The sequence below is a fragment of the [Leptolyngbya] sp. PCC 7376 genome (genome assembly GCF_000316605.1).
In the GTDB taxonomy this organism is placed as follows: domain Bacteria; phylum Cyanobacteriota; class Cyanobacteriia; order Cyanobacteriales; family MRBY01; genus MRBY01.
In genome coordinates this window covers 1,283,207-1,304,301 of sequence record NC_019683.1, presented here as the reverse complement: position 1 = coordinate 1,304,301, position 21,095 = coordinate 1,283,207, and the positions used below count along the sequence as shown (strand labels likewise).

Annotated in this window: 14 protein-coding genes and 6 pseudogenes; 6 read left to right on the top strand and 14 right to left on the bottom strand. The window is 41.8% G+C overall.

What is annotated here, in order from left to right; all coding sequences use genetic code 11:
* Positions 1–16 precede the first annotated feature (16 nt).
* The 5 genes from LEPTO7376_RS23255 to LEPTO7376_RS23250 form a co-directional block, all read right to left on the bottom strand.
* Entirely contained in the window at positions 17–1,663 is a 1,647-nt protein-coding gene (locus LEPTO7376_RS23255; protein WP_015133309.1) for an ATP-binding protein, read from the bottom strand.
* A gap of 413 nt (positions 1,664–2,076) precedes the next feature.
* A complete protein-coding gene (locus LEPTO7376_RS05945; RefSeq protein WP_015133308.1) occupies positions 2,077–2,880 on the bottom strand; it encodes an MOSC domain-containing protein in 804 nt (267 codons plus the stop codon).
* A 21-nt stretch (positions 2,881–2,901) separates the two neighbouring features.
* Positions 2,902–3,582: a Mo-dependent nitrogenase C-terminal domain-containing protein gene (locus LEPTO7376_RS05940; protein WP_015133307.1), complete on the bottom strand. Its 681-nt coding sequence runs from the start codon at positions 3,580–3,582 to the stop codon at positions 2,902–2,904.
* Positions 3,583–3,841: 259 nt separating this feature from the next.
* On the bottom strand, positions 3,842–4,126 hold the full coding sequence (locus LEPTO7376_RS05935) for a DUF427 domain-containing protein (RefSeq protein WP_015133306.1): 285 nt from the start codon (positions 4,124–4,126) through the stop codon (positions 3,842–3,844).
* A gap of 78 nt (positions 4,127–4,204) precedes the next feature.
* Complete coding sequence (locus LEPTO7376_RS23250) at positions 4,205–4,906, bottom strand: hypothetical protein (RefSeq protein WP_015133305.1); 702 nt, start codon at positions 4,904–4,906, stop codon at positions 4,205–4,207.
* A 238-nt stretch (positions 4,907–5,144) separates the two neighbouring features.
* Between LEPTO7376_RS23250 and LEPTO7376_RS05925 the strand changes: the two genes are divergently transcribed.
* The 4 genes and pseudogenes from LEPTO7376_RS05925 to LEPTO7376_RS28935 form a co-directional block, all read left to right on the top strand.
* Entirely contained in the window at positions 5,145–7,472 is a 2,328-nt protein-coding gene (locus LEPTO7376_RS05925) for an ATP-binding protein (protein ID WP_015133303.1), read from the top strand.
* 397 nt (positions 7,473–7,869) lie between these two features.
* Positions 7,870–8,823, top strand: a complete 954-nt coding sequence (gene pip / locus LEPTO7376_RS05915; protein WP_015133302.1) for a prolyl aminopeptidase — start codon at positions 7,870–7,872, stop codon at positions 8,821–8,823.
* Between the two features lie 67 nt (positions 8,824–8,890).
* Positions 8,891–9,481 carry a precorrin-6Y C5,15-methyltransferase subunit CbiT gene (gene cbiT, locus LEPTO7376_RS05910; protein WP_015133301.1) on the top strand — a complete coding sequence of 197 codons (591 nt, stop codon included), beginning with the start codon at positions 8,891–8,893 and terminating at the stop codon, positions 9,479–9,481.
* 173 nt (positions 9,482–9,654) lie between these two features.
* A pseudogene (locus LEPTO7376_RS28935) lies at positions 9,655–10,273 on the top strand (IS982 family transposase); the annotation flags it as partial.
* A 24-nt stretch (positions 10,274–10,297) separates the two neighbouring features.
* Here the strand turns inward: LEPTO7376_RS28935 and LEPTO7376_RS24490 are convergent.
* A pseudogene (locus tag LEPTO7376_RS24490) lies at positions 10,298–10,731 on the bottom strand (IS1 family transposase); the annotation flags it as partial.
* Positions 10,732–10,796: 65 nt separating this feature from the next.
* Here LEPTO7376_RS24490 and LEPTO7376_RS05895 point away from each other — a divergent pair.
* Positions 10,797–12,008, top strand: a pseudogene (locus LEPTO7376_RS05895) (IS256 family transposase).
* On the opposite strand, the pseudogene LEPTO7376_RS28930 reads toward LEPTO7376_RS05895, so the two are convergent.
* The 8 genes and pseudogenes from LEPTO7376_RS28930 to LEPTO7376_RS05855 form a co-directional block, all read right to left on the bottom strand.
* Positions 11,985–13,092 (bottom strand): annotated as a pseudogene (locus LEPTO7376_RS28930) (ISAs1 family transposase). The pseudogenes LEPTO7376_RS05895 and LEPTO7376_RS28930 overlap by 24 nt on opposite strands.
* A 159-nt stretch (positions 13,093–13,251) precedes the next feature.
* Positions 13,252–13,518, bottom strand: a pseudogene (locus LEPTO7376_RS05885) (IS1 family transposase); the annotation flags it as partial.
* A gap of 129 nt (positions 13,519–13,647) precedes the next feature.
* Positions 13,648–14,281, bottom strand: a pseudogene (locus LEPTO7376_RS05880) (IS1 family transposase).
* A gap of 18 nt (positions 14,282–14,299) precedes the next feature.
* Entirely contained in the window at positions 14,300–14,554 is a 255-nt protein-coding gene (locus LEPTO7376_RS28925) for an IS5 family transposase (RefSeq protein ID WP_051188727.1), read from the bottom strand.
* A gap of 820 nt (positions 14,555–15,374) precedes the next feature.
* The gene (locus LEPTO7376_RS05870) at positions 15,375–16,277 is read right to left on the bottom strand and encodes a sulfotransferase domain-containing protein (protein ID WP_015133298.1); all 903 of its coding nucleotides are present in this window, start codon (positions 16,275–16,277) and stop codon (positions 15,375–15,377) included.
* A 382-nt stretch (positions 16,278–16,659) separates the two neighbouring features.
* Entirely contained in the window at positions 16,660–16,854 is a 195-nt protein-coding gene (locus tag LEPTO7376_RS05865) for a hypothetical protein (RefSeq protein WP_041763192.1), read from the bottom strand.
* Positions 16,855–17,033: 179 nt separating this feature from the next.
* Positions 17,034–17,753, bottom strand: a complete 720-nt coding sequence (locus tag LEPTO7376_RS05860) for a hypothetical protein (RefSeq protein WP_015133297.1) — start codon at positions 17,751–17,753, stop codon at positions 17,034–17,036.
* A 27-nt stretch (positions 17,754–17,780) separates the two neighbouring features.
* Entirely contained in the window at positions 17,781–19,037 is a 1,257-nt protein-coding gene (locus LEPTO7376_RS05855) for an AAA family ATPase (RefSeq protein ID WP_015133296.1), read from the bottom strand.
* A 145-nt stretch (positions 19,038–19,182) separates the two neighbouring features.
* On the opposite strand from LEPTO7376_RS05855, the gene aspS reads away from it, so the two are divergent.
* Entirely contained in the window at positions 19,183–20,976 is a 1,794-nt protein-coding gene (gene aspS / locus LEPTO7376_RS05850; RefSeq protein WP_015133295.1) for an aspartate--tRNA ligase, read from the top strand.
* Positions 20,977–21,095 lie beyond the last annotated feature (119 nt).

Below are 21,095 nucleotides of genomic sequence, written 5' to 3'. Positions count from 1 at the left end.
AATATGAGTATTTTAACTAATCAGCATTGATATTTGTCGGCAGAGAAAAATAAAAACAAGTGCCAACGTGTAATTCACTCACAAAACTAATTTCACCATGATGTAAATCAACACAATGTTTTACAATATTGAGTCCTAAACCAGTTCCTGGAATATCGTGGGTGTTTTTCCCTCTACGAAAAAAATCAAACACATGAGGTTGATCTTCTAGAGGAATACCTTCACCTTGATCTTTAATTTCAAAATGAATATTATGACCTTCTTCCCAAACTTTGATTGCGATTGAAGAATTTTCCGAGGAATACTTCATTGCATTGGTCACAATATTTGTGAAAACGAGCTGTAACAATTTACTATCCAAACAATATTCTGCTTCTGGATCAATATTGTCCGCAACAAAACTAATTTGATGATTTTTGTTAATGCGTTGATTAATTTGCTCAGCTATTTTTTGTGTTGTTTTCACAACGTTCAGCATTTGCGGATTACATTCCATGCGACCAGCTTCAGCCTTACTGACAAGTAAAACATCATTCATCAGATTACGCATGAGCATCACAGAATCATAGATTTGGGCTAAATATTCTTGATGTTCTTCATGCGACAGCTTATCCCAATAAGTTTGGAGTAGTTCAGTCGAACTTAAAATCCCAGTTAAAGGTGTACGAAACTCATGGGATGCAGTTGCGACAAAACGTGATTGTAACTCGGCAACTTGTCGCTCTTTATCCAAGGCAACACGCATACGATCTTCTGCTTCTTTCCGCTTCGTAATATCTCGAAAAATGCCAATCATTGAGAGATATTTTTCACCATCAAAATTTCCATTGATATTCCCTTCTACATAAATTTTATTTCCATATTTACCAATAAATAAAAGTTCAATTTGTTCCAGAGAAAGACCTCGTCTTAAAGTAGAGGAAATCTCCTCAGAAGATTGATGATAAGACGGATGAATAATATCTAAAAAATGTAGTTTATCTAAATCTTGATGGTTATAACCTAAAGTCTCCAGCCAACATTGATTGACATAAATAAACTTTCCTTCTCGATCCACACTATGAATAAGATCATTAGCATGATCAAAAAAGTTACGGAGTTCTTTTTCTTTTTCTTCAACGACAGCTAATGTCATTTGATGCTCTTCAATTTTTTTTGAAAGAGCTAAATTACTCTCTCGCAATTTATTTGTCTGTTCTCTGATTTTCTTTGATTGCTGATGTAGTTCAACAAAAGCACTGACTTTAGAGCGTAAAACTTGAGGATGAATATTTCGATCTAAATAGTCAATTGCCCCATTTTCATAGCCTTGGAAAACAAAGTCACTTTCTGTAGCAGAGCTTGTGAGAAAGATGATGGGAATATAATCTGCTATCTGTAAGTCTTGGATTTTCTTGACCACTTCAAAGCCATCCATAATTGGCATATGAATATCTAAGATAATCAGAGCGATGTCAGCTGATTTTTGCTTGATAAATTCAAGTGCATCCTGTCCTGATGTCAAGCTAATAATATTATGGTTCAGAGTACTGAGAATAAGTTCAAGAGCTTTTAGATTCGTTCTTTCATCATCAACAACGACAATGTTAACTTTTTGTTGTTGCGGCTCACTAAATGAAGGAGATAGTGAATTGGTTGGTGATTTATTTTTGGAGACAGACATACTCAGAAGAAGTCGAAACTTCCTTCGACAAAGATTCAGAAGATTCGGAAATAGATATCAGATTTTAGTTTTTTTAAATGAGTAAAACTCATATTAATGTTTTTCGCACTCAATTATTCAAGTGATGACTATTTCATCGGTTGAAAAATAGCATATCAACATAGAAATTAAAAACTAAATTATTTTCAAACAACCTGAACTTTCAGGAAGTTTTTGCGCATCCTTAAAGGATAGACATTTTCTTTTTTATGCTAAATCATATTAACTTTTTCATTTGGAATTCGAGATCCGTGAAACATCGCAACTTATTTAAATATTGTTTTGCGAAGGTTGTCTGTGATTTGATACAGTCTCGGCAAAATGTCTTAGTTTATTTTTTCTAAGACATCATCGGACACGGTGATGTCTCCGGTTTAAGTCTCATCGTTAAGAGCTTGTCCCACCTTGATAAAACCTTCATTTTTTGGCATTAGATTAATACCAAATAGTATTCCTTTTTTGGGTTGATAGCGAAATTTGCGGAGAGTTCGTAATGGTTCTTGGGAAGGGTGGCGATCGCCTGTATTCTGGTCAGTGGTCGTCACAACACAACGCTCGCAAGGCTTAGCGACGACAAATTCTAATTCGTTGATCTTGAAATTTTGCCAATTGTCTTCTGCAAAGGGGCGATCGCCTGCGACAACAAGATTAGGGCGAAAACGATTCATTGGAATGAGTTCACCTACTTTGCCAGACAATTGCTGTAAAGAAGCAGTATTTGTCAACAGGATTGGGTAACCATCAGCAAAACTCACTGGCTGATTTTCCCAGAGTGCATACTTGGGATTAATAGGACGGATATGTTCAGGAGATTGGCGCACGAGTCGACAGGGTATCTGAAGAATTCGACTGAACCACTCGGCCGCATGCTCACCTTGATCTGTCGCTTCAGTTTGATTGCGCCACACAGTTACGGGCAATAAATCTCCCGTTTGTTGGACTGGGATTTTCAGGGTGGGCTGCCGTTCAAAATCAAGGGTTAAATCATCATCGTCTAATTGGATCCGCACCTTTGCGAGTTGGGGATGGCTGCGTTGGGTGATAAATTTCCCTGCCGCATCGACAATCATCCATTGGCGATCACCCGCAAAACCTTTGTGAGTGACCTGGGCTTCGTTGAGCGTAATTCCTCGACAGGATTTCACCGGATAAATCCACAATTCCGCAACTGTAACCATATGACACTTCCCACAATGACATTAAATAAACTCTGAAATATCCTCACCACAATCATCAGCGAGATAGGATAACGATCTAAACCGCAATCCAACCAATTGGTCATATAACGGGTTCAGCTTGCACATCGGTGGAATGTGGACAACTTTTTTACCGAAAAGCTTGATATCCCGCTCAAAAGGGCATTGAGGTGGAATCATTTTGCATAAAAAGCGAGCCACGCGAGGATCATCAACATCCATATCATCGAGCCAATGCCGCATGGGCCTGAGGGCATCAATATGCACATCTTCTTGAGGCTGCTCTTTTGTGCAGGTTGCAGGGTCATAAAGAGTCGCCTCCAAACTGTGGAGTGCACTCATATTGACGCCCAGCACTTTCCCAAATTCTTTGATTTTGTCGGCTTCCACCACCGAATACACACCATCGGCGATCGCCATCATTACAGCCGTACGCAGAAAATTTTCGCGAGTAACTTCATCTTCACCCAATGCAGCCTTTAGTTCTTCGGCGCTAATCACCGTTAGCTCACCCAATTCTTCATGAGGAACCAATTCATCCTTAGTCAATCTCGTGATGAGCTGCTGCTCCTCGGGATCAAAATCACCATCGGCCCAGGCAATGGTTAAGAGACCTCGTAACCAAGCCGTAATTTGGCCATCACTATAAGAAATTGTTGAAGAAACTGCAGGAATATCAGCCATTGTGTCAAAACCGAATCTAGCGTTTCCCTCTATTCTAAGGAATTCATCTCAGACCTCGAACTGCCACCAAAAAACTTCATGATCTAAGCAATTATCCTCAGGCTCCCAACAAAATCACCAAAGGAAAATATCTAAAGATAAACAAATGCGGTGGTTAACCATTCGATTTACCCGAATTAGCAACACCACCGCATTTAGCAGATTTATCCACTCAATCAATAGAGTTCGGGCAATATCAACGCTCTACACGACAACTCTTTTAGGATTCGACTTTAACGCCCCGCCAAAAAGCAACATAACCCTTAATATTTTGAGCTTTCTCTTTAGGCTCGGGATAATACCAAGCTGCATCTTTATTCTGCTGGCCATCCACATCAACGGTGTAGTAACTAGCCTGACCTTTCCAAAAACAACTTGTATGGGTATCGCTCGTTTTGAAATATTCGGACTTAATAGTCTCTGGCGGAAAATAATAATTTCCTTCAACGATTTCGCAGTTGTCACTTTCAGCGATTACAGTGCCGTTCCAGATTGCTTTTGCCATTGGAGATTCAGTAGAGGGCGAAAGTCGCCAACTTCAATAAAGTTAATTAGTCTAGATTTTACTGCGATTTCTGTCGGGCTACCGTACCAGAGTTGGAATAGTCCTCGACGGCAAATTACTTTCACGAGATGAGCTTTCGGTTTCTGTCTCTGTTGTTTCTTCACTAGCAGCTTCTTCCGTGGCAGTCTCTTCAGTCTCTTCGGTGACATCTTCTGTGGTATCAACATCAGATGCCTCAGTGTCCTCAGGGATTTCTTCGGTTGCTTCAGCAGGTATGTCTGCATCAGGGAAGTCCAGTGGTGGATCCTCGAATGCGCTTGGCTCTATGGGGTCTATGGTTGGAGGTTCTACATCGACATCTGCTGGTGGCTCATCTGGGGTTGCAGGCTCCATAAACAGAAAAGCTTTGCCTTCAGGATAGTAAATGCTCCAAATTTCTGGATCAGGATAAGCAGTCCATTCTTGGCGGGAGACGCGCAGTTTTAAAACTGGGGTGATCACGGCGCTACGTTGTCCTAATACCGTCATGCGGACTTCTGTGCGGAGTAGGTCTTGGTCAAAGAGAGACTGGACTTTAACAGCCGCATTGGCTTCTGCCCGAGCGATAAATACTTTGTAGGATTCTTCTTCGGAGGCTTCGAGTAAGATTTCTGAGTTAACCGTCGTCTGGGCGATCGCCGGCTGGGGTTCTACCACCATTAAGCCTGTCCACGACACTGCCGTTGCCGCCAGTAAAAGTGGGAAAAAGGAAGAAACACGATCAGTTAATTTGACAAGCATGATTCAAATCCGACAATAGACAACGATTTAAAAATGGTAGAGGCAAGGAAAGATTAGCGACATTACGAAAAGTTATGTGATATCTTGCTATCCGTATCATCAAGATTATGAATGACCCCGTTAGAACGGTTTAGTAACCCCTTCTTTTTAAGAAAAGCTTATAGTCTAAATCGAATCGCGGGAAATGCAGCCATCCTAGAAGATATCGCTGCTGAAATAATATTTACGCAACCTCTTCATGAACCTGATTGTTTTGACTCCTGATATATCTTGGATTGTTCCCCAATCTGAGATGCAATCATTTTGCCAGCTCTGGCAAGAGTTCGGGATGGCAGAAAATCGCATTTATCTTAACAGCGATCACTTTGCAGCAGCCGGAATGACGTTGCAATATGATATTTTTCAGCTCGTTGTGGACACAAGTTTCACAGCAGTACTCTGGGGTAATGCCCAAGACAATTTGCAGGACACTCCTGATGAGCAAGAGCTTTCCGACAGCTACGAACTGAGCGTTTCTTTTGAGCCACAGCTAATTTCAGACATTATTAAAAGCTTAGTTAAGCAAAAATGTAAGCTCTCGCAACTGAAACAGTTAAAGACTTTTGCCTTGCCTAAGGTTTCTCAGCTACCCAGTGAATTGACTTTAGCGCTTCTGGGTATTGGGCGATCGCCTCACCAGCTCGATGGAGAACAAGAAGACATTAATCCAGCAGCCATTCCCAACCGTCCCTTAGATCTTCTCCTCAACCACCGCCTTGAACAAGAACGTATTTTAAATAATGTCACCCACCGCATTTATCAAAATAAGGACTTGATGGTAACGGTGCGTCTTGCCCTTGAGCAGGTGCAGAAATTATTGCGGGTTGATCGGTTATTGGTCTATCAATTTGATGTAAGCACAGAAGGTTCAGTCAATACAGTAGCGGATCAAAATTCTTTGAATCGAGTGACATTTGAAGTGTTGGATGATAGCAAAATTCCTTCGCTCAGTCAGCACGAAGAATCGTTGCCACCGGAGCTACGCTCACAATTGTTTGATTATTATCAAGAGGGATTACACCTTGCCGTTAGCGAAACAAGCAATAATCCGCGTTTCGAGCTTTGCCCTCCTCAATTTGAAAGCATTGACGATATTGACGCTCCCCAATCTGTGTTGGCATTACCCCTCACTGTAGACAATCAGCTCTGGGGCTTATTGATCGCCCACCAATGCACAACCCAAAGACGTTGGCGTAAAAACGAAATTTCTTTTCTCTACCACGTGGCTGATTATTTGGCGATCGCCGTCTTGCAAGCCCGTTCCTATCAACAGCTTCAAGAGCAAAAAATCAACCTAGAAACTCTCGCCCAACAACGAGCAAAAGAACTCGAAGATGCCCTACTTTCCGCCCAGGTTGCGAGCCAGTCGAAGCGGGAATTCATCCATATCGTTAGCCATGAACTACTAACGCCACTCACGTCAATTATCGGTTTATCGAATACGTTGCGGTATTGGTCTGCCCCCGAAAATGCGAAAAAGTTCTCCATTGAAAAACAGCAAAGTTATCTCCAGAGTATCCACACCAGTGGCGTAAAATTGCGCAATCTTTTGCAAGATATTTTGGACTTTTCCCAAACGGAGGCAGCCCGTTCGGTCTTAGATCTACAGCAATTTTCCTTGAGACAACTTTGCTACACCCTGATGAATGCCTTTCAGGAAATGAGTGATCGCCAGGGATTGACTCTGAACTTCATGAATCGCATTGAACCTGAGCAAGATATATTTTGTGCGGATCTCCAGCGCGTTGAAAAAATCCTGACCCATTTACTGGCTAATGCCATCAAATTTACGTCCAACGGTGGCGAAGTAACGTTAACCATCTGGCGGGAAGGTCAGGGAGATGTACTATTCCAAGTGAAAGATACAGGCATCGGCATTACCCCTCAACAGATGCCTCTCTTGTTTGAAAAATTCCAGCAGTTAGAACCGTCCATTAGTCGCAGCCATGATGGTGCTGGTTTCGGGTTAGCTCTAGTGAAACAGCTCGTAGAAATTCATCAGGGCCAAATTCACGTCACCTCAACACCGCACCAAGGCTCAACATTTACGGTGCGCATCCCTTATCAAAATCGGCGTGCGAATCAATCTGAAGAAAAGAAGCTCAGCAGCAATCTCGGTGGTGCAATTGTGTTGGTCTCCCAAGATGAAGAAGCTGCGACCTTAATTTGCGACGTCCTCACGGCAACCGATTATCAAGTGATTTGGCTCATCGATAGTGCGATCGCCCTCGGACAGATCACAATCTTGCAACCAAGCTTAGTCTTACTGGATACACAGCAAGCTGATGAACCTGTGGAAAGAATTATCGAGAAGCTCCAAAATTCTCCCCAAACGCAACAAATTCCGGTGCTGCTAGTAGATGATTCTTTGACAAAACCACAGTGGCGACAGCTTCAAAAACGCGGTTTCCGTGACCATATTGAAAAGCCCATCGACAGCGAATCGCTAATTCATATCATCAACTATCACATCGAAAATCATTCGGTAAAATTCTCTACTTCGCCGCCAGAAGTGCCTCAAACTTAGGATTTCTCATCTACAAAAAAAACGATTGGAGGCGATCGCCATTGTTCTCAATTGGGAGAGATCACACTTTTCCTGGATCTAACGCACAATAGCACCAGCTTCGTGTCACAGTGTCACCGACATGGTTTTTCGTATGCTGAATACAGCGATGAACTTTCTCCATTCGTAGTCTAAATCACCGTTGAGTTTGCCGTGGTTCAGATTGTTGAAATGTAGGCCAAATGTTTTATCTATGCATTTTTGGTCAAAGAGACAAGGCAATAGTTTGATTTGAACTCCTCTGATTGGGGAGTTTTTTTGTGGCAATATGTTCCACTCGTGATTTATCGTTGCGATCACAAATTTTTTCAGGCAGGATAAGCGTAACAAACATTGTGGGAGCAATCCCCAAAACTTTATGCGCGACTTATATCCCCCGATCCAGCCCTACAACACTGGGATGTTAAGCGTTTCAGACATTCATGCACTCTATTACGAAGAGTCCGGTAACCCTAATGGACAGCCTGTTATTTTCATTCATGGTGGCCCTGGTGGCGGCTGTCCTCCCATTTATCGCCAACTGTTTCATCCAGCTCTGTGGCGCATTGTGTTATTTGATCAGCGGGGTGCTGGCAAAAGTATTCCGAAAGCAGAGTTACGGGAAAATACTACTTGGGATCTGGTTGCAGACATTGAGAGAATTCGTGAACATCTGGGTATCGAAAAATGGGTTGTCTTTGGGGGAAGCTGGGGTAGTACTTTATCTCTCGCCTACAGTGAAACCCATCCAGAGCGGTGTTTAGGCTTGATTTTGCGGGGGATTTTCATGCTCCGTCAGAAAGAAATTCAATGGTTTTATCAATATGGAGCCAGCGAAATTTTTCCAGAGGCGTGGGCGGATTTTCTAAAACCTATTCCGCCAGAAGAACGTCATGATCTCGTCTCGGCCTACCATAAACGTCTCACTAGTGGCGATCGCCGAATTCGTTTAGAAGCAGCAAAAGCTTGGTCTATATGGGAAGGCAGCACCAGTAAACTTGTTCCATCTCCCAGCAGTAAAACTAATTTTGCACGGCCTAGTTTTGCAGAAGCTTTTGCGCGGATCGAGTGCCATTATTTTGTGAATAAAGGATTCTTTGATCACGAAGATCAACTGCTCCGAAATATTGATCGCATTCGTCATTTACCGGGGGTCATTGTGCAGGGACGCTACGATGTGGTGTGTCCGATAACCACTGCATGGGATCTCCATAAAGCTTGGCCAGAAGCCGAATTTATTGTGCTGCCGACTGCCGGACATTCTGCTTTTGAAGACGGTATCCGCACGGAACTCCTTAATGCAACGGATCGCTTTGCCAAATTAGGGAAATAAGTGCCCAAAAATCGTTCTCGCAGCATAATGACAACAGGGTAAAACAAGCACCGTATCGACCGAATCTATGTGGCATTACCAAACACCGGGCATTCCGGATCAGTTATTTGAGCGTTTACCGGGCATTCCCATGACCAAGCGTGAAGCTCGACTGCTGATTATCTCTGCGCTCCGCATGGAACCGAAATCTGTGCTCTGGGATATTGGGGCAGGGACAGGGACGATTTCGATTGAGATTGCGCTGCTTTGTCCTGGGGCAAAGGTGATCGCCGTTGAGCGGGACGAGGATGTGGCAGAGCTGGTGCGTGCGAATAGTAAGCGGTTCAAGCGAAAAAATATTTCTGTTTTTGAGGGGAATGCACCGGAATGTTTTGCGGATATTTCAGCTAAACCAGATCGCATTTGTTTGGGAGGTGGCAATCCAATTAAAGATCTGTTGCATAAGGCTTGGTCATTTTTGCCAGCGGGTGGTCGCGCAGTGGCTATGGCAACAAATCTGGAGCAGCTTTATCAGTTATCGGAAGGATTCGCGGAGTTGCAGGCGCGGAATGTAGAAGTCGTTCAGGCTGCTATTAATCGTTTAGAAACTCAGGGGATGCGGCAGGTATTCGCAGCAGTGGATCCGATGTTTATTCTCAGTGGCGAAAAGATTGATTGATTTGGAAGGGGAAGAGAAGGGCGATCGCCCTTTAGTTTATTGATGGATACCCCTGATGTTTATTTACAGAGAGACCCGTAGTTGAAGGTTAAAATAACGTGAGTTCGGGATAAGAGAAGAAAAGGAGAAAGTGCATATTGTGGGAGTTGATAAGCAATCCACCACTTTCTCCCATGACCAGTCTAGAGCCTTTGTTTTGTGCTGTTGATGATGTTTGCCAAGTCTTCGAACCTCAATGGCAACAACAGCTGCTGGCCTCGAAACAACGGCGGCGACGTCGCTCAAGAAGCTTGAGTTTAAGCGAGATAATGACGATACTGATTGCTTTTGATCAATCTCATTATCGTAATTTCAAATATTTCTACCTCATCAATGTGCGTCATCTATTGGCGAGGAGCTTTTCCACGAGCAGTGAGTGACCAACGTTTTGTGGAGTGGATGCCTTCGACGTTAGTACCTCTATGTGTCTACCTACAGCACTGTTATGGTCAATGCACAGGAATCAGCTTTATTGATGCCACTAGTATCAAGGTTTGTCACAATCGCCGTATCTCTCAACATCACGTTTTTGATGGCCATGCTGCTCGAGGAAAAACATCTGTGGGTTGGTTCTTTGGTTTCAAACTACATCTGGTTATCAATGACCATGGCGAATTACTCAATGTAAAAATCACCCCTGGCAACATTGATGACAAAAAACCGGCTGTGGAGCTTTTGAAAGAGTTATCGGGAAAAGTCTTTGCTGATAAAGGTTACGTCTCTCAACCTCTGGCACAGTATTTACAAAAAGAGGCGTTGGTGAATTGAGGTATGAATCTATGAGGGTCGAGGGATAGGAACATCCCAGAACTTGAGATAGTGAATCAGCAATCGAATCGAATGCTCTAACATTTCCACAGACTTTGAATAACACAAGGTCTTTCGATGGAGTCGAGCGAGATAATGCCGCAATCGAGTGTTCTCGCCTTCGATACGAGTCATGTAGGTCTTACTGATAATCTGGTCACCATCGGGTACAAACATGGGATAAACATGCCAGCCATCTGTGATGTAGAAGAAGCATCTCCAGAGACTAACGATTGCCCATAATGGTTTGAATGTCTCTGCACTTCTGTCACCAACAGTCCAAGCGAGAATACCTCGTTGAAAGTGGTCTACTGCTGTCCAGAGCCAGACCTTGTTTTTTTAGCACCGACGAATGTTTGAAGTTCATCGAATTCCCCGACCTGAGGCATCTCTTCCGGTTCATAAAGGGTATGTAAATTAATTTGTGTAAGCGGTCAAAATCCAGAAAAAAGCAAGGAGACCATGACCCATGAAAAAACAGAATCAAACCAGTAGAGCCGATGAACTGATTGATGAATTACTGCAAGATTGTCCAGACTCGGAATCAATTCTGGGAGAATCAGGCTTGCTACAGCAGTTGAGTAAGAGATTAATTGAAAGAGCCTTGCAAGGGGAATTGAGTCATCATCTGAATCAAGCCAAAGAAGCAGGTAAGCAGAATAGTCGAAACGGCTATTCCAAGAAAACAATCAAATCAACCCAAGGGGAAATGGATATCAGCATCCCAAGGGATAGGAAAAGTGAATTTGAGCCGCTGTTAGTACCCAAAGGTCAAAGGCGTATTCAAGGGCTAGAAGAGAAGATACTGGCTTTGTACAGTCGAGGTATGAGTACCAGAGATATTCAGGCACAAATGCAAGAACTGTATGGGGTGGAGATTTCAGCTGGGCTAGTGAGTGAAGTGACCTCGGCAGTGATGGAGGAAATCAAAGCATGGCAGCATCGCCCTCTGGAGGAGATATATCCAATCCTGTGGCTGGATGGCATGAGAATAAAAATCAGAGAGGAAGGACGGGATACGAATCAGACTCTCTATCTAGCACTGGGAGTGAAGCAGTCCGGTCACAAGGAGGTCTTAGGAATGTGGCTATCCTCGGGAGGAGAGGGGGCAAAATTTTGGTTGTCAGTGCTGAATGAAATCCACCATCGGGGAGTCGAACATATCTGCATAGCTTGTGTGGATGGGTTGAAGGGATTTCCCGCTGCCATTGAAGCGGTGTTCCCAAAAACGAGAGTGCAATTATGTATCGTTCATCTGATACGAAATAGCCTGAAATTCGTTTCTTGGAAAGACCGTAAGTCCGTGGTGTCAGACCTCAAGCCTATTTACCAGGCCGCCACAGTTTCCGAGGCAGAATCCGCCTTAACTGCTTTTGCGGAGCGTTGGGACGGTATCTACCCCACTATTTCCCAAATATGGCTGAATCATTGGGAAAACATCATTCCATTATTTGATTATCCAGCTCCCATCCGCCGCATCATTTACACCACCAATGCCATTGAGGCGGTCAATCGCTCTTTGGGCAAGGTGTGAAAAACCAAGGGCATGTTCCCCCATGCAGATGCTGCCCTGAAATTGCTGTATTTAGCCCTGAAGCATTTGATGAAGAGATGGACGATACCAATACAATACCCCATTGGAAAAGGCAGGGCTGTTTCATTCTTGAGAGAAAGAAGCTAAGCAGTACACAACGATAGTAAAAAACGGTAATCGGTGAGAAATCAGAGCTATGGCTTCCGTTATGGATGAATAGCCGTTCAATCTCAATAGCGAGATTACCCAACTACGGAAGATGGCAAAGTTCTCTGGAGCATGGCCATCTTTTTGTTGTGCTTTGTCTTCCCCAAGAAGTGCATCCTTTACCCAATGTAGGTTGTTCTCGATTTGCCAATGCTGTCGAATTACTCGACTCAGCTTTAGTCCTTGTGGTGGTAATGAAGTGATGTAGAACATCTGATTTTCATAGTCTTGGCTCTGCCTCTGTCCCCACCGAGTCATGCGGACAACGGATTGTATATCTTTCCATTCTGGCGTTAGTGAAGTCGGCACAGACCAGACTTCTACTCGTCTTTTTTCAGAACGACCATGACCAACATTTTGGGATTCATGTTGAGCGATTGGCTTTTGTTCCTGACAGTAGTTTGTTAAAGCTTGATACAGCTTTTTCTGGTTGCCTTTGACTGTCACTAGGTAGTCATGTCCGCGTTGTCTGAGTAACTGGATTGTTTTTTTGAGTGTGTAAGGCATCTAAAGTCACAGTGACTGATGGTAAATCTAACTCTGTCAGTAATTGCCGGATTACTGAGATTTCACTCTCTTTCTTATTCCGACTCATTTTCATGCCCAAAACAACTTGTCGCTGCTGACAGAATAAAGACACTGCTGTGACAAAATCTTGACTCTTGTTGTCATAGTTTTGCACGGTGTTTTTGAGGGATTTACCGTCCCCAGCCACAATGTCTCCCTTTCTCACATATTGTCTTGCCCATTGGTTAAAGACTTGTGTCACTTGCTGGAAATCTAATTCCATCATCACTCGCCGTACCGTTGAGTAGGAGGGGACACGAGCTTCAGGAATCTGTAAGGTGCTAATCAGCTCCCGGCGATGTCGCTCAATAAATCGCCCAATACCTCGATATCCCCATTCACCACTCATACCTGCCATGATGATTATCAGTAATATCAAAGATAATGAGTGTCTTCGTCCGGAAGCCTGTCTCGGGTCTTCAATACGACTCAGTGTATCGAGTAAGCTTTCGCTCATTTTTCATCGTTGAACGCCTATCTCCTCTTATTCTCTCTATTTTTTCTAAGAATGAAACAACCCTGCATTGGAAAAGGGGCTTAAGCTATTTTGCCATTGATAATCCAGAGTATTTTCTTCACTAATTTTCTTTGCTTACACAAAATTCTTGACACTCCCTTCATAAGCATTAGGCAGCAATGCACCGACTTCTTTGACCCAAGTGATTACGGTAGTGTGGTGCACTCCTTTCACCCGTTCAATTGCTCGAAAGCCCATGCCGTTGACATACATTTTGAGGCATTCACGTTTGAAGGCATTTGAGTAGCCGAGCCGACTATAGTGGTCGATAAACTGACGACCGCAATCTACACAGATGTGATTCTGTTTGCCTTTTTTCTTTCCGTTCTTACGGATATGAGCAGATTGGCATTCTGGACATTCCATTGGGTCTGCATCCTCAAATTCATACTCCTATTCTGCAACGCCATAGTCTTGGCATTGCAGAATAGAGGAATGAATCTATGAGCATTGGGAGACAGGAACATCCTCGAATTTGAGGTCATGAATCAGCAATCAAATCGAATGCTCTAACATTTCCAGAGACTTTGAATAACATCAAGTCTTTCGATAAAGTCGAGCGAGATAGTACCGCAATCGAATATTCTCCCCTTCAACATGAGTCATGTAGGTCTTACTGACAACCTAGTCACTATCCGGTATAAACATGGGATACACTTTCCAGCCATCTGTGATGTAGAAGAAACATTTCCAGAGACTAACGATGCCCCATAGTAGCTGGAATGCCTCTGCACATCTATCACCAACAGTCCAGGCGAGAATACCCGGTTGAAAATGCTCTACTGCTGTCCAGAGCCAGACCTTGTTTTTTTGCACCGACAAAGGTTTGAAGTTCATCGAGTTCACCAACCTGAGAAACTTGCTCAGGTTCATAAGCATCCGATAGTAACTCACTGACTTGTTTGACCCAAGTGATGACGAGTGTGATGTACTCCTTTCACCCGTTCAATGGCCCGAAAGCCCATGCTATTGATATACATTGAGGCATTCACGTTTGAAGGCATTGGAGTAGCCGAGCTTACTGTAGTGGTCGATAAACTGACGGCCACAATCTACACAGATGTGATTGTGTTTGCCTCTTTTTTTCGTTCTTACGGATATGAGTAGATTGACATTCCGGACATTGCATTGGGTCAGCATCATCCATTCATACCTCTATTCTGCAATGCCATTTTTTCATTCCGGGTAGATGAAATTCTTCCCTTTGGCTCAGAATCTTCTCTGTCTTCTGTACTGTGCGACACACTGTTGATTCATGGAGTCCCCAAGACTGAGCGATGTAAAAGTATGTGCGATACTCTCGTAAATATTCCAGTGTCAGCAGTAACTGATTTTCAAAGGATAGCTGCCTCGGACGACCGGGCTTTTGTTTTGCTTTGGCTTTTGCCAGTATGTCTACCATGAGACGGAATGTTTTGTGTTTTACTCCACAAGCCCATCTAAAATGCTCTGGTGTAAGGTCTTGCAATTGTTCATAAACTTGGCATTTGTCATGCTTGTTTGTCTACTTTCTTCTTTTTAACTTCTCTTACACCTTTAGGACTACCATATCCTCTATCTAAAAACTAGAAAAATTGCACTATTTTTGCTCATCCATTGCACTATTTTTGCTCATCCCAATAAAAACGATAGAACAAATAATCATCTTCAAATAAATATTCATCTGCCACGCGATAATAAGATTTTCTTCGACCAAACGTTGACCTCAATCAATAGTATCTGCATGTCCTAAATCCAGATTTTCAATAAGAGGATGTCTGAAAAGAGAATGACCGTAACTTTTGTCGAAATGAGTTGCACGTAAAAATAAGCACTTCAGGCGATCAACCTGGCGGAATTTACGCAGCATTTATCGAACATAAAGACTTTTCAGACATCCTCTAAGCCAACCCATAGCTTCCTAGCCAATAAAACAGCGTGGATAAACCTTTAGCTTATGACGATGATCTGCAATTTTAATATTGCCAATGTCATGCATCTTGGCGACTAATTGCTTTAAATTAACTTTTTCAACAATTGAAACTTGGGCTTCATCAAGTATACGAACTAAGAGGTTATCTGAAAAGTTTTTATATACACCAAATACTGTGTGATTTTCACCAGGGTAATTGCCAGAAAGGTTTATTCTTTCGTTCAGCTCATCTCAACAAAAGTTACGAATAGACCTTTTTTAGACATCCCCTTCGTACTTCTAGATTTGCTTCTGCATAAAATACTATCGACTATGAATAGCCAAATAATTCAATCAAAGATGCAAAATTCCGAGAAAATATATTTTCAAAATTCTCCCCAAATTCTTCTAGTGATTGATTGCTTTTTCCCGAACCAACAAAAGGTTTGGAATTAGAATAAGTTCGAAAAATGCCTTGTTCTTTAGACCCAATTTCTTTCTCTTTCTTCTCGATTTTTCGCATTGAATCCAAAGAACTCTGTTGAATTGCATATTCTAGTTTTTCTGCATCAATTTCGATGTCCAAAAAATTCAGAATTCGTTCCATTTCCTGTTGTGTATCGTGCTTTAAAGATTCATATTTCACAAAAATTCCTGGCATGTGTGCTGACGCATTTAGCCAACTCGAAATGTGCTCAATCCAAGTTCCAAAACCACCTTTCTTGAATACAGAAAAACCATAATCAAAAATAAATTCTTCCACAAGCTTCTGCTTTTGTTCATCACTCGCATTATCTTGGAGAAGATATCTCAATCCACTTTTGAGAACATCACGAGGATTACGAATAATGCAAATAAATTTGGAGGATTTATTTGACAAAGGGTGATTTTCCGAAAAGGCTAAGTGAGTTTTCATAAACATCAATTCATCAGGAGCATAGGCTTTTTGCAAAAGCTCCTGCATGATAATTTCGCGATTCCTCTGCAATCTTTTATTCTTTATTGTTTCTGACTCGAAAAAGCGGCGATATATCCGAGTTGTTATAGCTCTATTGCTGAACTCTTTTTCGAGGAGCTTAGGTTCGACCTGAGTACTCATGAAAAAGTGTAAATCTTTCACTTTTTCTTCGACATCACTACTTGTTTTAAACGAGCCATATATATATGAAAATAGTAAAAATCTCAGATACGTATTGCCTGATTTTGGATAAGAACTTAGCCAGACGATACTCATTGGCATACCTCGTTTATCTGAAACATTATCTTAATGAGACTATTCAATAACAATATTATCTCGCTAACAGTCTATAGAAAAAAATGATTTTCACAGCAAAACCACATAGTATAACCAAACACTTAATCTCCCAAATCCTTGATAAAAAAATACATTTAAATGATCTGTCTGGGAACAGCTGGAGTTATGTGCAATCATTTTAGCCTTGGGTAGACTTGGAGTCGCTTTCACATTCTACGCAAATAACATATCTATTGAATTTTATACATAATCATCGGAAACTGTATTTTGAAAATATTGACTAGATGGTAATCTTTTACAGTCAAGTTAGCCGCTACCGTGATCAGGTTAGCGTAATTTTCATCGATTTGCGAGATCGCCTCTATGGTTGCATTCTTTCTTGGTCTTCCCATTCTACCAATTGCATAATACCTTCTAGTGCCCCATAAACTCGCTCAATCCGGTCTATCGTAAAGTTTTCAGGATGCTGAGTAAAAACATCATCATAGAGTTTCCCGAATTGCCATAGGTTGCCATCCGTCAAAATGCCATAAATCGTGCGGTGGCGATCGCCCATCTAAACTCTTCTATTTTGCTGTGAGTGACCAAATAGCGACAACCAATTTACCCCATAAATCCAGTAGCGCCGACAAGAATCAAATCAAAAGGTTAGGACATGGTAAATACAGGCTCACTACTCTAAACATAAAATCTAAAAAACAAGATATGACGACCGTAATATGAAATTATTTGGGTCTATTCCATATCTTCAATATCAAGCTTAGCTAGCGAATCTAGAAAAATCTTTAAGCTTCGATTTTTAACACCTTTTTGCAAAAGTACTTTCTTCTTGGAATAAGGCTGTGATATGTCAGCATATCTACGCACAGGCTTAGATATCGGAATTCTTTTATTATTTGTCTTTTCTAATTGACGATTCAGAGCTTTAAAACAACCTTGAGTTTTTGTCGCTTTTTTGTCACCATCAGAGCAAAATATCGGTAAGAGCCAACACTCGATTGAATCTACACAGATAGCAAAGAAGATTCTGTCTTTAAACCTTTCATGGACAGTCTTGTCAATTTCATAAATAATTCTTTCTTGAACTTTCTGAATCAGTTCTTCCACTGTAAGATTTTCACGCTCACCATCTGAGTTTATAAACGTTTGCATCACCTTAAATCCATCTTGTTCAGAAACATCTGTATCAAGTTGAATGATCACGAAGTCGTTATTTTGAAATATGCTTCTAAATAATTCTGAGCGACAGTACCAGAAAACATTTCCCCAAGTTCCATACTCATTACGTTTTGCGTCTTGATCACTTTGATTTTCTAAATAAAAGCTACCTGTCTTGTCTGTTCTAGGCTGAAGGGGATTAACATCTATATCATCTTCTCCAAAATAACCATACAGTATATTTTCTAAAACAGCTTGATCAGTCTGTCCTTCTGTAATTAATGCAAAATCAACCATTTAACCTTCCCGACCCTCAAACCTTGACTAGAATGTCTTGGGCAAGCCACCAATCATTCCGTTCAAAAATGCTTCAGATAGTTTGATTGGAATTTCTCCTTCTTCAACTCTCGGTGGCTTTAACTTCTTAACTTTTGTATGACCAGAAGTTTTACGTGATACGACCAATATTTTTTGTTCATCATCGTATAAATTCAAGCCATCTAAGATAGCGGGATTATGGGTTGTTAAAATTACTTGCTTGTCATATTTTTTTGCTAGCTCAACTATTGACTCAGTGAGCTTAGTACATAGCTTGGGGTTCAGAGATGCGTCAATATTATCAATCGCGAAGAATTTCGGTGTTTTATCACTCACAAACAACAGTAAATAAAAGAGGAGAAAAAGAAAACCCTCATTTGTATTTTTATGATTATATAATTTGAAATTTACATCTTTAATATATTTGTCTTTAATTATAATTTCTGAACTTCCAAATTGATTTTCTGGCAAATCAAAATCCTTAAACCATCCAATTAAACCCATATTTTTTTTGATGATTTCAATTTTTTTCGGTTCTGTTTCAGCAGTAACTTTCAGTAATTTATATAACCCTTCCCCATTAATTCCTAATGGTTCTATCTGAGTTTCTTGCTCAAATTTTCTTAGTGCTGAATTTTCTGGAGAGAAAATCACGTAATCAAATGTTTTATGTAGGGCAGGTGTTTCAAGTAGTTGCTTCAAAGTGTCTGTTCGGCTTTCAATATCAGCTCTTTTTTCTTTATAGCTCAAGAATTTTTTTGTGAAATCATCTAAGTCTTTTTTTGCTGTACTAGATGAAAATTCTTTTGTTGATTTATTAGCTATCTCATCAAGCTCTTTCTCTAAATCTATAAGTTCATTGCCTAGCTCTATTATTTCTTTTTCCAACTTGAGATGTTTCTTTTTGAAATGCTGGAATCCCTCATGATCAAGCTGCCATTGATCATAAATACCACCATTATTACTCAAGTTATAAATTCTTTCGTATTGATTTTTATCACTAATTCTTATTTTGATCCTTAAAGGATATTGTTGCTCTGAAAATGCTGATTTCATAAACTGAGGATCGTTAGTCCGAATTCCCCGCGATGCAAGAAACTCATTGTCTAGTTTGTTTTGTGATGCAGCAGAAGCAAGAGTGATCGCCTCAAGAATATTACTTTTACCAGAGCCATTTTCGCCGATTAAAACTGTCACCCGACCTAACTCTAAATCGAGAGAAGAAATAGATTTATAGTTCTCGATATGAATTTTTTCGATCATGGGTATTTGCAGTTAGCTCACGACTAAATCAGAAAAGACCCATAAAATACCGCTGTAATACAGACCATATGGGCAAGACTCTTGATCTTTGGTAGGCTTAGAGTCGCTTTAAAGTTCTATGCCTTAACTATATATATTTAAACCTATGCGTACTCATTATTGTGGGGAACTGCGTTCCGAGCATATTGACCAGACCGTAACCCTTTGTGGTTGGGTCGATCGCCGCCGTGATCATGGTGGTGTGATTTTTATTGATTTGCGCGATCGCAATGGAATTGTGCAAATTGTGAGCGACCCGGAGCGCACTCCTGATTCCTACAATAATGCTGATGCGAGCCGTAGTGAGTACGTCGTCAAGATTGTTGGTAAAGTTAGCCCTCGGAAAGATGGCGCGATCAACCCCAAGCTCCCCACAGGTGAAGTCGAGATTTATGCAGACTCCATTGAGATTCTAAATAGCGTTAATAAGCAGTTACCCATTTTGGTTTCTGCAAGCGCTGACGGCGACCAAGTAAAAGAAGATTTGCGATTGAAGTACCGTTATCTCGATTTACGTCGGGAAGCGATGGCGAAAAATTTGCAACTCCGCCACACAGTAACCAAAGCAATGCGTCGCTTCCTCGAAGACGCAGAGAACTTCATGGAAGTAGAAACCCCCATTCTGACTCGTTCTACTCCCGAGGGTGCGCGTGATTATCTCGTGCCTTCTCGCGTGAATGCTGGTGATTGGTACGCTCTCCCCCAATCTCCTCAACTCTTTAAGCAGTTACTCATGGTCTCTGGGTGCGATCGCTACTACCAGATTGCTCGTTGTTTCCGTGATGAGGACTTACGAGCAGATCGCCAACCGGAATTTACGCAGTTGGATATGGAGATGAGCTTCATGTCCCTCGACGAAATTCTCGATCTCAATGAGCGTCTCATCTGTGCCATTTTTAAAGCCGCAAAAGGCATCGATCTTCCTCGTCCCTTCCCTCAGATTACTTACGCTGAGTCGATGGAAAAATATGGCTGTGATCGCCCCGATACCCGTTTTGGATTAGAACTTGTAAACGTATCCGACATCGTCAAGGATATGGGTTTTAAAGTATTTTCCGGCGCAGTGAAAAATGGTGGCCAAGTAAAAGTTCTCCCAATTCCCGGTGGTAACGATGCAATTTCCAATGTGCGCATTAAACCCAAAGGTGACCTCTTCAATGCAGCTTGCGAAATGGGTGCAAAGGGTCTTGCATTTATCCGGGTTCGTGAAGATGGCGAGATTGATACCATCGGCGCAATCAAAGACAACCTCAGCGATGAACAGAAAACAGAACTGCTCAAACGCACAGGTGCAGAACCCGGCACATTATTACTCTTTGGTGCAGGTGACACCGATACCGTAAACAAATCTCTGGATCGTGTTCGTCAACTTGTAGGTGCAGAAATGGGATTGATTGATCAAGATCAGCTCAATTTTGTTTGGGTAACCGAATTCCCAATGTTTGAATACAATGCTGACGAGAAACGCCTCGAAGCATTGCACCACCCGTTCACTGCACCCAATCCTGAAGATCTAGACGACTTGTCCACTGCCCGCGCCTTAGCTTATGACATTGTGCTCAATGGCATTGAAGTAGGTGGCGGTAGTCTCCGGATTTATCAGAGAGATGTCCAAGAAAAAGTCTTTGCAACCATCGGTCTTTCGGATGAAGAAGCAAAGGAAAAATTTGGCTTCTTGCTTGAAGCATTTGAATATGGCACTCCACCTCATGGTGGTATCGCTTACGGTTTAGATCGCCTTGTGATGTTGATGGCTCAGGAAGAGTCAATCCGAGATGTAATTGCCTTCCCCAAAACCCAGCAAGCTAGTTGTCTACTGACTGAAGCACCTGCCAGCGTCGACGACAAACAGCTCAAAGAACTTTATGTCGCTTCAACCGTTCCTGACGATGAAGACTAATAAGCTCTAGGAACAAAATGAGTGGCGATCGCCTCAATAAACATAATTGGGGATCATCCAATCACTCAAATGATGAATTGGTGATACGAAAAGACCCTCCATATATGAAGGGTCTTTTT

Bases quoted from the DNA above. Each gene is read 5' to 3' on its own strand.
- LEPTO7376_RS23255 (WP_015133309.1), bottom strand. From the start codon at position 1,663: ATGTCTGTCTCCAAAAATAAATCACCAACCAATTCACTATCTCCTTCA.
- LEPTO7376_RS28925 (WP_051188727.1), bottom strand. From the start codon at position 14,554: ATGGTAGACATACTGGCAAAAGCCAAAGCAAAACAAAAGCCCGGTCGT.
- pip (WP_015133302.1), top strand. From the start codon at position 7,870: ATGCGCGACTTATATCCCCCGATCCAGCCCTACAACACTGGGATGTTA.
- LEPTO7376_RS05935 (WP_015133306.1), bottom strand. From the start codon at position 4,126: ATGGCAAAAGCAATCTGGAACGGCACTGTAATCGCTGAAAGTGACAAC.
- LEPTO7376_RS05855 (WP_015133296.1), bottom strand. From the start codon at position 19,037: ATGATCGAAAAAATTCATATCGAGAACTATAAATCTATTTCTTCTCTC.
- LEPTO7376_RS05860 (WP_015133297.1), bottom strand. From the start codon at position 17,753: ATGGTTGATTTTGCATTAATTACAGAAGGACAGACTGATCAAGCTGTT.
- LEPTO7376_RS23250 (WP_015133305.1), bottom strand. From the start codon at position 4,906: ATGCTTGTCAAATTAACTGATCGTGTTTCTTCCTTTTTCCCACTTTTA.
- LEPTO7376_RS05925 (WP_015133303.1), top strand. From the start codon at position 5,145: ATGAACCTGATTGTTTTGACTCCTGATATATCTTGGATTGTTCCCCAA.
- LEPTO7376_RS05945 (WP_015133308.1), bottom strand. From the start codon at position 2,880: ATGGTTACAGTTGCGGAATTGTGGATTTATCCGGTGAAATCCTGTCGA.
- LEPTO7376_RS05940 (WP_015133307.1), bottom strand. From the start codon at position 3,582: ATGGCTGATATTCCTGCAGTTTCTTCAACAATTTCTTATAGTGATGGC.
- LEPTO7376_RS05870 (WP_015133298.1), bottom strand. From the start codon at position 16,277: ATGAGTATCGTCTGGCTAAGTTCTTATCCAAAATCAGGCAATACGTAT.
- LEPTO7376_RS05865 (WP_041763192.1), bottom strand. From the start codon at position 16,854: ATGGGCGATCGCCACCGCACGATTTATGGCATTTTGACGGATGGCAAC.
- cbiT (WP_015133301.1), top strand. From the start codon at position 8,891: ATGTGGCATTACCAAACACCGGGCATTCCGGATCAGTTATTTGAGCGT.
- aspS (WP_015133295.1), top strand. From the start codon at position 19,183: ATGCGTACTCATTATTGTGGGGAACTGCGTTCCGAGCATATTGACCAG.